The sequence below is a fragment of the Brenneria populi genome (genome assembly GCF_036016195.1).
Taxonomy (GTDB): domain Bacteria; phylum Pseudomonadota; class Gammaproteobacteria; order Enterobacterales; family Enterobacteriaceae; genus Brenneria; species Brenneria populi.
The window spans coordinates 1-12378 of sequence record NZ_JAYWTM010000036.1 but is presented as its reverse complement, the minus strand read 5'-3'; the positions used below and the strand labels follow the sequence as shown (position 1 = coordinate 12378).

At 45.0% G+C, this 12378-nt stretch carries 15 protein-coding genes; 6 read left to right on the top strand and 9 right to left on the bottom strand.

The genetic code is table 11. From position 1 onward, the window contains the following. Positions 1-134: 134 nt before the first annotated feature. From VSX58_RS20675 to VSX58_RS20645, 7 genes are all read right to left on the bottom strand, one after another. Positions 135-818 carry a TetR/AcrR family transcriptional regulator gene (locus VSX58_RS20675; protein ID WP_039493212.1) on the bottom strand — a complete coding sequence of 228 codons (684 nt, stop codon included), beginning with the start codon at positions 816-818 and terminating at the stop codon, positions 135-137. Between the two features lie 165 nt (positions 819-983). After that, a complete protein-coding gene (locus VSX58_RS20670) occupies positions 984-1682 on the bottom strand; it encodes a DUF1080 domain-containing protein (protein WP_234455465.1) in 699 nt (232 codons plus the stop codon). Between the two features lie 517 nt (positions 1683-2199). Beyond that, positions 2200-3096: an NAD-dependent epimerase/dehydratase family protein gene (locus VSX58_RS20665; RefSeq protein ID WP_039493214.1), complete on the bottom strand. Its 897-nt coding sequence runs from the start codon at positions 3094-3096 to the stop codon at positions 2200-2202. A 424-nt stretch (positions 3097-3520) separates the two neighbouring features. After that, on the bottom strand, positions 3521-3874 hold the full coding sequence (locus VSX58_RS20660) for a putative quinol monooxygenase (protein WP_039493216.1): 354 nt from the start codon (positions 3872-3874) through the stop codon (positions 3521-3523). A 218-nt stretch (positions 3875-4092) separates the two neighbouring features. Continuing rightward, positions 4093-4290 carry a tautomerase family protein gene (locus tag VSX58_RS20655; protein WP_039359963.1) on the bottom strand — a complete coding sequence of 66 codons (198 nt, stop codon included), beginning with the start codon at positions 4288-4290 and terminating at the stop codon, positions 4093-4095. A 126-nt stretch (positions 4291-4416) separates the two neighbouring features. Continuing rightward, complete coding sequence (locus VSX58_RS20650) at positions 4417-5337, bottom strand: LysR family transcriptional regulator (RefSeq protein ID WP_039493218.1); 921 nt, start codon at positions 5335-5337, stop codon at positions 4417-4419. Between the two features lie 12 nt (positions 5338-5349). Then, a complete protein-coding gene (locus tag VSX58_RS20645; RefSeq protein WP_039493219.1) occupies positions 5350-6273 on the bottom strand; it encodes a LysR family transcriptional regulator in 924 nt (307 codons plus the stop codon). Positions 6274-6371: 98 nt separating this feature from the next. Between VSX58_RS20645 and VSX58_RS20640 the strand changes: the two genes are divergently transcribed. Further along, a complete protein-coding gene (locus VSX58_RS20640; protein ID WP_039493221.1) occupies positions 6372-6995 on the top strand; it encodes an NADPH-dependent F420 reductase in 624 nt (207 codons plus the stop codon). Between the two features lie 116 nt (positions 6996-7111). Further along, complete coding sequence (locus VSX58_RS20635) at positions 7112-8170, top strand: alpha/beta fold hydrolase (RefSeq protein ID WP_200550571.1); 1059 nt, start codon at positions 7112-7114, stop codon at positions 8168-8170. A gap of 194 nt (positions 8171-8364) precedes the next feature. On the opposite strand, the gene VSX58_RS22550 is transcribed toward VSX58_RS20635, so the two are convergent. Both VSX58_RS22550 and VSX58_RS20625 read right to left on the bottom strand, forming a co-directional pair. Next, positions 8365-8496 carry a hypothetical protein gene (locus tag VSX58_RS22550; protein ID WP_370568812.1) on the bottom strand — a complete coding sequence of 44 codons (132 nt, stop codon included), beginning with the start codon at positions 8494-8496 and terminating at the stop codon, positions 8365-8367. A 158-nt stretch (positions 8497-8654) separates the two neighbouring features. After that, the gene (locus tag VSX58_RS20625) at positions 8655-9428 is read right to left on the bottom strand and encodes a DeoR/GlpR family DNA-binding transcription regulator (RefSeq protein ID WP_039493222.1); all 774 of its coding nucleotides are present in this window, start codon (positions 9426-9428) and stop codon (positions 8655-8657) included. A 459-nt stretch (positions 9429-9887) separates the two neighbouring features. On the opposite strand from VSX58_RS20625, the gene VSX58_RS20620 reads away from it, so the two are divergent. The 4 genes from VSX58_RS20620 to VSX58_RS20605 form a co-directional block, all read left to right on the top strand. Beyond that, a complete protein-coding gene (locus VSX58_RS20620; protein ID WP_039493224.1) occupies positions 9888-10217 on the top strand; it encodes a PTS sugar transporter subunit IIB in 330 nt (109 codons plus the stop codon). 17 nt (positions 10218-10234) lie between these two features. Further along, complete coding sequence (locus tag VSX58_RS20615) at positions 10235-11527, top strand: PTS sugar transporter subunit IIC (protein ID WP_039493226.1); 1293 nt, start codon at positions 10235-10237, stop codon at positions 11525-11527. 40 nt (positions 11528-11567) lie between these two features. Then, positions 11568-11876, top strand: a complete 309-nt coding sequence (locus tag VSX58_RS20610; RefSeq protein WP_039493228.1) for a PTS lactose/cellobiose transporter subunit IIA — start codon at positions 11568-11570, stop codon at positions 11874-11876. Between the two features lie 22 nt (positions 11877-11898). Then, positions 11899-12378, top strand: a 480-nt coding sequence (locus tag VSX58_RS20605; protein ID WP_327619743.1) for a glycoside hydrolase family 1 protein, incomplete at its 3' end; no start/stop codon positions are given.

Sequence of the window (12378 nt, the reverse complement as noted above, 5' to 3'; positions counted from 1 at the left end):
GTATTTAAAATGCAACGAGTTTTACTCATTATTTAATAATTTTTTCAATAAAATCCACTGATAATAAAAATATTGAGTGAGGGGATTCTATTACTAGGTTTGCTATAGGCCAGTGAAGGGGAGCTATGGAAACCTCAATCAGATGATTTATAAACATAAGCACGTATGAAAACCTCAACTGCGCGTGAAACAATATCTGTAATTTGCTGTTCACTGAGTTGCGTTATTACATTATATAAGCCTGCTTCATTTATCTCAGATTCAAGCAAGCCGAAATAATGACAAGCAACAACATTAGGATCCGCTTCGTATAAATAGCCTCGTTCAATGAGTGGTTTAAAGTATAGTCCTAGATGCTGTATGGCTTTGTTTGGACCTTGTTCATAAAACAATTGACCTAAGTCTGGATTTGCGGACGCCGTAATCATCATACGTCTGGCTGCAAGAGCGCGTGGTGTATGAAAACTAGAAAGAATGTAGTGTCCAAATTTTGTCAGAGCATCTTTACAATTTTCTTCATGGTTTGGGAAAAGAAGTGAGTCTACAGCACTTTCTGATGAACTAATCGGCTGTGGACCATCTCCAGTACAGTACAAGAAATTGATGATTTCATTGTCATTTCCTTGTGATGCTTTGATTATCAGTGCGGAAAACAACGACTCCTTTGAGTCAAAATATCGATACAAAGTAGATTTTGCACTGCCTGATCTTGATGCTATTTGATCCATGGTGGATTGCTCAAATCCGACCTCAAGGAATACGTCTCTTGCTGCGGACAAAAAGGCATTTCGTACACTCTCTGATTTGCTTCTGGACATCAGTGCTCCACTAAATCCTAATCTACGATAAAATGATCTAAGATACCGAAACGATGAAGTATCGTTTCGGTATTGTCAAGTGGTGCGATTGTGGACAGGATAATTTACTTCAAATGGCGAGGCGACCTGCATATTTTTTGAGTTAATTGATAACCTTTACCTGATTCAGGATGCTGGCGTTATTTTTAAATTCCGAAAAAAAGCCATCGTACCGGATTCAAGCCATACGCCAACACCACCACGCTGATTTGCACCCAGTTTCAAGTCTGTAACTATAAGTGATGGAGTTGATTTTCCGTCGAGATAAAGCTCAGCTTTTTCTCCTTTGACAACAATTTTCATGTGTATCCAGCGTTCCATATCCAGTTCAGCATAGCTTTCGTACTTTTCTGGGGATTCTTGTCTCAGTTTGTCAAACCTGTAATCAGGATAAGCGACATACTGAACACTGTGATTACGCCGAACCTGATCTTCAGCAACGCTATTTGTAGGACGGAGGTAGATACTTTCAAAGTGTCCCTTGCTGTCTATACGAAAAGTCAGGCCAATAAAACCTCTGGCATAGGTTGGCGCTTCATCTACAAGCTTACTGGCAATATCAACCTCAATTACACCGTCACCAAAATCAAACGGTAACCAAGCCATATAATTTCGGTCGGCCAGTTTTTCCTTCTTCGGATCCTGAATGGCATCAGTTGGCATGGTCATTTTGAATGCTGGTTCACCTTTGAAGGTACTGTGCTCCAGAGATACGCCGGATAGCGTGAAATCCTTGATGGTAATATTAGCCGAAGCACTTACCGAAAACATTTCAGCAGCACAAAGAAAAACAGTGGTAAAAGGAAGTTTCGGTATCAAACTCATAAGTTCTCCGAGTTGTTTGAATTAACTTTATGGTGCTTGATCCTCTCTCTGATTAATATTACCGATCGGTATTATCAGTTTGCCTGGAGATGGATGAGACGGTAGCGTTCTTCACATGGATGGATTTATGGTTTTGCTGGTTTTTCATCATATAAAAGTTTTATCCTGAACCCTAAAAAATTCTATACATGAAACGAATTATCTAACCAATAATAAGTGGGGATGTTCTGAAAGATAAAGTTTCATTTTGGATGGACACTCCAAACGTTTCGTAGAGATTCCCAGTACTTAATGGCATAATGCGATAATGCTTATAGAGTAAGCAGATACGGATGTGATGTATGTAACAAATACCCTTTATGGGATGTCCACATGATGTAGATGAAGACATTACTAACATCGTTTTATGCCAATCCGTAGGGATGGGAGCATACGGAAGAAACTAGCGGCCTCAATTTAAGAGTCGTTTGATCCAAGGCATAATTGTTCTTAGTGCCTTGAATCAAGATAAAGGTATCTACTTAGCCGTCATCTCGGTCAGAATCCACTGGACAACTGAATTATGTTGCGGTTTCCATCCTAACTCCTGATGGGCGCGAACTGATCTAACCCTACTATTGGAGCCTAATGAGTAGCGAGCCCGCATTCTACCCCAAATCTTTTCAGCATCTTCAATAGGGCAACTTTGAGGTCCTTCAATTTCAAAACGTTTTGCGATGGCTGCCCCGAGTTCTGCAAAGGATGACTCTCCATTTTCTACAAAATAGAATGCTCCTGATGGCGCATTTTCCAGTGCTAGTTGGTAAAGTTTGCATAGGTCATCTATATGTACGTTGGACCAGATGTTCAAACCTTTTCCAATGATGCGTACTACTCCGCTGTCTAATGCCTGATTAATGAGCAGTGGAATCTGTACGCTGTGTGTGTCTGGCAGTTTCCCTTCTCCGTAGATTAGGCTGTTACACAAAACAATGCCTCGTATTCCTTTCGTCCTTAGGATTTTCTCGTCAATCGCTCTTCGTGCTTGTTTTTCAGGAGGGATATACAGTGTACTATTTTCATCGAAGATGACATTGTTGGATTTATTACCATCGCTCATATCAGCAATGACACTTGTTCCACTGGTATGCAGGAGCGGTTTGTTTGTCCCGCGAATAGCTGTCAACAGAGTTTCTACTGTATTTAAGTCATCGCTATTAGCGGCATTGATGACGGCATCTGCCCGTTGGGCTTCGTAAGTAAGTAACTCGCTGTTGTTGAGTTCACCGATAACGGGTTCGATACCTCGGGCTGTAAGTTGTACTGCCTTATCTGGATTACGAGCGAGTCCACGGATGTGGTGCCCAGCGTTACGTAAATAGACTGATAGAGAACCACCGATGTATCCTGTTGATCCAGTTATAAAGATATTCATCACCGACTCCTTTTTTAGAAACCCATAAAACTGCTAAGTTTACCTCTACACAATTGATTTTATATTTCGGTGGATTTTCCCGCATGTAGTGAAAATATCATTCACTTTTTCAATGACAGCTTCGCACTCAGGCAATATGTCTCGACAAAACGCCGTCACAATGATACTTCGTGTATTGCGATAGAAGAGGATTTCTCCTAATACACTTTCAAGCTCCTTGTTAGACCGGGAGACTCTCTGCGGAGTTGTCCCCATTTTTCTGCCGTTTCTTTAAATGAGTTTGAGCGAGCTGTTGTGATAAAAAAAGCAATAAATCCACTTTTGATAACATAACATCCCCCTGCAACTCGCCTAAAATTGAGAATAAAGCAACCTCTCGCCTTTCAGGCGAAGCAGCTGGAAATGGCTTTGAATCCGGGGAGCGTTAGCGAGTAAAACCGGCAAACGTTTTCATGTAAACAGCGCCAAAGGCATCCAGTCTTTTTCTGATATGTTCGTTGGTTTCACCATATACAGTCAGGCCGGTTACATCAACATGTGAAATAAAGCGTTCAGCAAACGGAGCAAAGGTCACATCAACATGAGATACCAGTGCATCCGCCTTATAACCTTCAATGATATGTGCTGTTTTTTGATCATCACTGACGCTGTACATATAGGTCAGTGTTCCCGGTTCTTTTTCAGTCTCTTTTACAATTTCAGACGCCAGATTACGAAAATTAGCAAACTGTCCTTCTTTTACAGAAAGAGTGAATACACAAATAATTTCATTCTTCATTACATCATCCTGCATAATGGATAGTAAAGAAATAACATCTCATTTCAATTTTGCTGATTACATCCCGACATTAATCAACATAAATAATCCGGTTGACCTCTTTCGATAATCATCATGTCGATTGGAAATATAAGCAACGAATGTAAATATTGCGTGTTCAGTACCGTGATATCAAGTCAGGCACGGTACTGGACGTCCGGCAATTTTAAAAATGTTCTTTAACCTGACTTTTTCATCGTTTCCGCAAAAATTTCGCCAGAAATAGCCCAGTTTTCAGTTTTCACATCATTGAAAATGACATAAACATATTGTGGGTCGACACTGGCGTGTGTGGCAATCGCTTCTGTTACCGCACGTGCAATAGCAGGTTTAGCCTCATCGCGGCCATCAAACATCTGAATATTTACTACAGGCATGGTATGTCCCCTCATTGTGAATAGTTAACAGATAGTGTGTTGCAGAATCTGTTAACTATCGTCGTACAGAGTGAACAATTGATAAACCCATATGTGGGGGACGCAGTGGGGAATTTTTTTCCCTAATCAGGCAAATCTATCGATATCGGCCAGCCGGATCAGTTCATCAATAATGAACCTGACCCCGGGCATGAGTGCCCTGGCACGAGGCCAGATTACGCTCAGTTCTGTAGGCGACGGTGTCAGTTCCGGTAGAACGGGAATAAGTCTCGCATCAGCAAAATAGGGGCGCAGTAGCGATTCAGGGAACTGTATAATGCCTGCTCCGGCAATCCCCGCTGCTATCATGGCATCACCGTCACTTATCTGATGAAATGGAACAGGATTGAAACGTATATCCTGTCCTTGCGGATCGCGAACTAGCCAGTTGAGTGGCGAGCCTCCCCGCCAGGCCATAACACATCGATGTTTATGCAAATCTTCTAGGGTAAGAGGTGTTCCATAACGGGACAGATACTCTGGTGACGCACACAGGAGCAAATGTTGTGCATTCAGGGAGCGGGCAACTAAATCAGTCGTGTCTTTCAGAGGACCAAAGCGAATAGCAAGATCAAACCCCATATCCAGTGGATCGATAATACGGTCATTGAATGTCAGCACCAGTCGGAGCTCAGGATACTGCGCGGCGATTTGCAACAGTACCGGCATCATAACGGTTTTACCAAATGCAGCAGGCATATCAATTCTGACCACACCTGATGGTTCTGTCTGTCTGGCGAGCAGTGATGACTCTGCGGCCTGCATTGTTTCCAGTGCGCTTCTGCAACTGGCAAGATAAGCCTCACCTTCGGTGGTCAATGTCATTTTTCGTGTTGTACGGTGAAAAAGCTTCGTGCCTAGTCGTTCTTCCAGCCGGACAATGCTCTTACCGATTGCTGAGCGGGTCATTCCCAGTTGCTCGGCTGCTTCTGTAAAACTGTGTGCATCCGCCACGGCAACAAAATGGACAATGGCCCGGAGAGAATCAGTGGTGAAAGGTGCTGGCATACAGGAATTCCACTACAACACACGACGTGTAGCCGGGAGCGATTTCCCCTGGCCAGTGCCGAAGTGACGGGTCGAAAAATCAAGAAAGCTGCGAAGCTTTGGTGTCAGCCTTCTGTCCGGGGCATACATTACATGCAAAGGTCTTGAGGGTACGCTGTACTCGGGTAATACATGTACGAGTCTGCCTGCCACAATGTGCGGCCACACCAGTTCTGTTGGTTGCATTGCAATACCAAAACCAGACAAGGCTGCGCTGATCAGCGCCTCGCCACTGTCCAGAAGCAGACGCCCGGAAACGGGCAGTGAAACATGGCCTTCCGGACCATCAAATTCCCACTGTGTTCTGAGGGTGGTATGAGTGAAGATCAAACATTCATGCTGCAATAAGTCTTCTGGTTTTTTCAGTAACAGTGCTTTTTTCAGATAATCAGGTGCTGCGCAAAGAAGCAACTGGTAAGGGGCAAGGGATTTTGCCATCAAAGCACTGTCCGCCAGCGCGCCGACACGGAAAACAGCATCGTATCCTTCGTCAATCAGGTCCACTTTACGGTTAGTTAGCGTCATTTCGACCGATATTTCAGGATGTTCTTTAAGAAATAGCGGCAGAAGAGGGGCAAGCGCATTGATGCCGAATGTCACGGGGGCATTGATTTTAAGTCTGCCACGCGGAACAACCCTCACTTCCTCGGCAAACGATTCGGCAATTTCTACCTCCGCAAGAATAATTTTTGCACGCTCATAAAAATGATGGCCCGCCTCAGTCAGGCTATGTTGCCGGGTTGTTCTACTTATTAATCGTACACCAAGATGGTGCTCAAGTGCTGCGACATGCTTACCCACAAGTTGTGCGGACAGATTCATTGCATCCGCTGCGGCTGAAAAGGAACCCAGCTCCACAGCTTTGACATAGATAGCCATGCTGGTCAATCGATCCATTGAAAACAATCCAGTTATAATGTCCAAACATTAAAGCAATTTATCATGCTATGACGCAATAATAGACTGGTTTCGTTAATCATCAAGAGGAACGAAACATGAAAATTGGCGTAATTGGTACAGGCAATATGGGGGCAGGACTTGCTGCTCTTTTTTCTGGTAAGCATGACGTGTTTATCGGGCATCGGGACCCGGCTAAAGCCGCTGAATTGGCTCACAAAATAGGTGATTCAGTTCAGGGGGGAGGGATTGCCGCTGCTATCTCCGTTGCAGACATTATTATTCTTGCCACCCCTTACCTTGCAGCAACAGACGTATTTTCAGCCGCTGGTGATTTGGAAGGCAAAGTGCTGGTCGATATTTCTAATCCGGTCAGTGCTGATTTCAGTGAACTGGTTATTGGTCATGAGACCTCAGCGGCAGAAGAAATTCAGAAACTGGTTCCGAAGGCTAACGTTGTAAAAGCGTTCAATACGCTTTTTGCTCAACTGCTCCCGGAAGAATCACGTCAGAGCAACAAATTACAGGTATTTATTGCCGGGAATAATGACCAGGCTCGTGAGCAGGTAGCTGAACTGGCCACATCTGTGAATCTGGAGCCGGTAAATGCGGGCCTTCTCAAGAACAGCCGTTACCTTGAGCCTCTTGGCGCTATGAATATCCAGTTTGGCTATTTCCTGGGTCACGGGCCGGTAGTCGCTCCTGCCTGGGTGAAAGCCTGAATATTCTGAACAATTATCCGGCTCCCCCTCTGTCGGATAATTTTATTGGAGCCCGTTCGATTACTAAACCGTTTCAGACGGGTTCATCTGCACATACAATTTATCCGGACATTGTCGTGAAAAATTTTAAAAAGTATGTTGTTAAATGGGTTTTCACTCTTCTTATGACCATTTCAACTCATGCCGTATTTGCCGCCTCTGCCGTTGATGTTATTGGTCGGGATTTTGTTTTTTCTGCTCCGCCTGAGGGTATGCCATCCAGGCTGTCCGATTTTAAGGGCTTACAGTTAAATACCTTTACCACAAGTGATGGGGTCAAACTTCGGTACTGGGAAGCAGGGAAAGGGAAGCCTCTGGTGTTTGTTCCTGGTTGGGCAGCTAACGGGGCAGAGTATATCTATGTGATGTACCTTTTAAGCCAGGACTTTCATGTTTATGTACTGGATCCCAGAAATCAGGGGCTATCTGAATCCGCATCCTACGGAAGTCGTATATCTCGTTTTGCCATGGATCTCCGGGAAATGACGCAGCATGCAGGTATTACTAAAGCCAGTTTTAGTGGATGGTCCATGGGGGCATCTGTTCTGTGGAGTTATATCGATTTATTTGGGACTTCTGACATAGAACGAATTGCATTTGTGGATGAGCCCCCCTCTATCTACAGCCATCAAAACTGGACAGAGCAGGAACGCCTGCAAGCTGGCGGAAGTGTGACTTCACCCGAAGCAATGATCGAAGCATTCCGTGGTATGAAAACACCGAATAAGCTTGTTTCCGACCTGAATGCATTCGAACGGGTTCAGTTAATGGACTCTCCATGGTTTGCGAGTTCTGAGAATTTTTCCCGTCAAGTAACTCGTAACAAACCGCAGGATCTCGAACGGGTACTCTTTGATCATCTGACCAATGACTGGCGGGATGTTATTGAACACAAAATAGATATTCCAACGGCAATCTTCACCGGTGAATACAGTCCATATATTGAAAGCCAGCGCTGGATGCAGTCGGTTATTCCAGACTCCAGATTATTTATTTTTACCCGAGCAGAACAAGGTGATCACTTTTTGATGTTCAAAAACCCGCTCAAATTTACGTCTGAACTTAAATCGTTTCTGAACGAGAAAGTGAATGGAAATTTCAACACAACTGAGAGTGATAATAAACTCAATAAATAAAGGGAAATATAATTTTTTTCAACTACCCATTAGGAATTGGATTAGTGGGAGTGCCCCCTATTAAGTTGTCAGGCATGCTTATGGCGCAGTAGGGGGATAAAAGAACCACCACTCATCATAGCCAATTGCTGCATAAGGCGTGCGATTTCGGTTGCCTGCTGTTCACGCTCAGAGGTGGAGCCCTGCTGACGTTGTTAACTGCACCAGGCGTAGAGTTTATAATCGTGCAGGCTGAGCTCCCTGGCGGCTTTGGCCACGCCGATACGCTCAGCCTGCGCCTGCTGGTGAAACTCCGGGGTATATCGATTACGGGATGTCTTCTTCATAGATTTTGCTTGCATCATGGTTCATCTTGTTAACGATTTACTCGCTTAACAGCGTGTCCGCTATGTCGTGGGTAGGATCATGCCTCCGCCGAACCGCACCGTCTCATAAGCCCGGACGTCTGCAACGAGCAGACTCATTACCAAAAACTCAGCCTTACTTACTCATCAGTATCTGTTCTTTTGGTATCCACTACTACCAATTCAACATCGTTCTCTTCGATCAGCTTGAGGATGTTTTTTGGTGGTGTTTTATCCGTGATGATATGATCGATATCCGACCAGCTGCAGGATTGATACATCAGTTGTAGATTAAATTTGGCGAAGGTTGCAATACAAATCACTTTTTTTGACTGTTTAGCCATGGCGACTTTTTGCAGTGCATCAAGTTCTGTATCTGTGGTGATGCCACTTTCCGATAATGCACTGACGCCAATAAATGCTTTATCCGCATAATAACGCTTAATTTGCTCCAAGACGGTATTACCTAATATTGCGTGAGAATAGTCATCAAAATTACCGCCCAATACTGAAATACTAATCCCTTTATTTCCAATGATCTCGCCTAACACTTCAATGGAGTTGGTAATGACACTAACCGGTGACGGAAGCTGGCGGGCGAGGGCGGCAGATGTCGTACCGGCATCAATAAACAGGATCTCTTTTTCATTAATGGTTTTAGCCGCCCAGGCAGAAAGTAATGTTTTTTCAGCACTGTATTGTGCACGCTGAACATAAGGCAATTCGACACGCTTTTCTGCCAGAATAGCTCCACCGCGAATACGCAATATATGTGGAAGTTGTGTCAGTTTGACTAAATCCCGACGTGCAGAATCTGATGAAATATTATACTGCTGACAGATGTAATCGAGAGTCACTTTACCCTGATTTTTTATTAATTCCTCTAACTCGATCAAGCGTTCTTCTTGCGTCATTACGTATTCCAATCTTCTGAGTAAGGATAACCAGGCCATGTTAGCTGAAAACGTGGCTTGCGTACACGGCTTCATGACCGACCGGGTACGTCCTCATGGAAGGAAAACTTACTTCTTATTGTTAACACTAAATCACTTAAAAACACTTACTGATATGTCTGTTTAAATGCATCAACATTCATTTTGTGTATAAAAAGCAATCTATATGCTTAAAATTGAGTGATGCGCATCACATAAATATAATGATTTGTAAGTGATTTGGTTCTTTTTGAGATTCGGGTCACGGAATCCTGTGACCAGTACTGAGAGCATGCACCCGTCAAATGAAAAGAACGCTTTCTGGCAGATTTCATTCCCAATACGAAATGACCAGGCGAACGATAGCCACCAGTCCATGGTACGTGACCGAATGAAATGCCGGGCCAGAGTTACACACTATTTTTATAAAGAGGGCTGGATATGAAAAAAATTTTTCTCTGCTGCGCTGCCGGTATGTCAACCAGCATTGTGGTGAATAAAATGAAGCAGGCTGCCAGTGCCAAAGGTATCGAGGCTGAAATTATTGCTGTGGCGATGGAAGAGTTTGAATCGACCATCTCTCATTTTGATTGCTGTCTGATGGGACCGCAAATCAAATATAAATTCGAAGAGTTTAAGTCGATTGCTCAACGTGAAGGAAAGCCGATAGCCATCATCAGTAATATGGATTACGGCATGCTTAAAGGTGAGAAAATCCTTAATGATGCTCTGAAGATGATTCAGGATTCTCAAACTAACCCAGTGCAATAATTTTACAGGGTAATATCATGTCGAACGCATTTTTTAATTTTATCGAAAATAAAATTACTCCCGTTGCCGCCGTTGCTGGAACCCAGCGTCATATTATGGCGGTTCGCGACGGTTTTATTGGCGCGATGCCTTTTATGATCGTGGGCTCTTTTTTACTTATTTTTGCGTTTCCACCTTTTGCACCGGATACCACCTTCTTTATTGGCAAACTTTGGTTATCCGTTTCCCAGCAGTATTTCAACGAAATCATGACCCCCTTTCATATGACGATGGGGATTATGGCCTGCTATATCAGTGCAGGGATAGCTTACAACCTGGCACAAACGTACAAGCTGGATGCGTTCTCCTGCGCCATGCTGTCGCTGATGACCTTCCTCCTGATCACTTCGCCCTACAAAGAGGGTTCGCTGCCGGCGGCCTTCCTCGGCGGATCGGGTATTTTTACCGCGATTCTGGTGGGGATTTTCTGTGTTGAGTTGGTCCGCATTCTGAAGCTATACAACATTGGTATCAAGCTGCCAGAACAAGTGCCGGATAAAATTCGCCACTCATTCAACCTTTTGATCCCGGCGATTGTCATTATCTGCACCATCTACCCGTTGAACGTGGTGTTACAACACCAGTTCGGCATGCTGTTACCTGAAATAATCATGACCGCCTTTACCCCGCTGATTTCTGCGGCGGACTCTCTGCCAGCGGTGCTGATTGCGGTCTTACTCTGCCAGGTTTTGTGGTTCTCTGGCATCAACGGCGGGGCGATTGTCGGCGGCATCCTGCAACCATTCTACCTGATTAATCTCGGACTAAACCAGACGGCGCTGGCCAACGGTTTGCCCATCCCACATATCTTTGCGGAGGCGTTCTGGGCCTTCTTTATCAACCTCGGCGGATCGGGTGCCACGCTGGCACTGGTTATCCTCTACATGCGCAGTAAAGCGGTACACCTCAGAGCCATCGGCAAGCTGTCGGTGGTACCGGTCTGCTTCAACATCAACGAGCCGGTCATCTTTGGTAGCCCGGTAGTGATGAACCCGGTGCTATTTATTCCTTTCATCATCGCCCCGGTGGTGAATGCAATCATTGCCTGGTTTGCCACCACCAGCGGTCTGATTGCCAAAGTCATCTCTCTGGTTCCTTGGACCACGCCCGCACCGGTTGGCGCCGCATGGGGTGCAGGCTGGGTCATGAACAATACGTTGCTGGTTATCGCGCTGATTGTTATCGACATCTTCATCTACCTGCCTTTCTTCAAAATTTATGAAAAGCAGCTTCTTGAGCAAGAACGTGAGCAGGAAATGGCCACGGCATAAGCCGTCCATTCCTCCTTCTTTTATTGAGTGGAGACAAAACATGGATATGGAATCAACGGTCATGGAGTTGATTATCAACGCCGGGGAATCGCGCAGCTATGCGATGGAAGCCCTGCGTGCCGCCAAACGCGGTGAGTGGGAGCTGGTTGATGCAAAACTTGCTGCTTCCACTGAGGCGTCGAAACGTGCCCACGATGTCCAGACCATGCTGATCGGCCTGGACGAAGGCTGCGGCAAAGTGCAGGTCAATCTGGTGCTGGTGCACGCGCAGGACCACATCATGACCTCAATGCTTGCCCGTGAACTGATTGCAGAAATTATTGACGTACAGCGCCAGTTACAGCGCTAACCTTCTTTTTCAGGAGTAAAAAATGACATTTCCACGTGATTTTTTGTGGGGCGGTGCGGTTGCGGCCAATCAATGTGAAGGTGCCTGGAATATTGATGGCAAAGGCCCGAGTATTCAGGATGTCACTCCGCAAGGGGTAATGGGGCCGATGACGGAGCAGCCGACGGACAATAATCTGAAGCTTGCAGGGATCGATTTTTATCATCGTTATAAAGAGGACATTAAACTCTTTGCGGAAATGGGTTTTAAGGTTTTTCGCACCTCGATTGCCTGGTCACGGATCTTTCCCTACGGCGATGAACAAACGCCAAATGAAGCGGGCCTCGCTTTTTATGATGCGCTTTTCGATGAGTGCCATAAATACGGCATTGAGCCGTTAGTCACTCTTTCGCATTACGAAACACCACTGCATCTGACCAAAGAATATAACGGATGGGCAAACCGGGCGATGATCGGTTTTTATACCCGCTACGTCACCACGGTATTTACACGTTATCAGCAC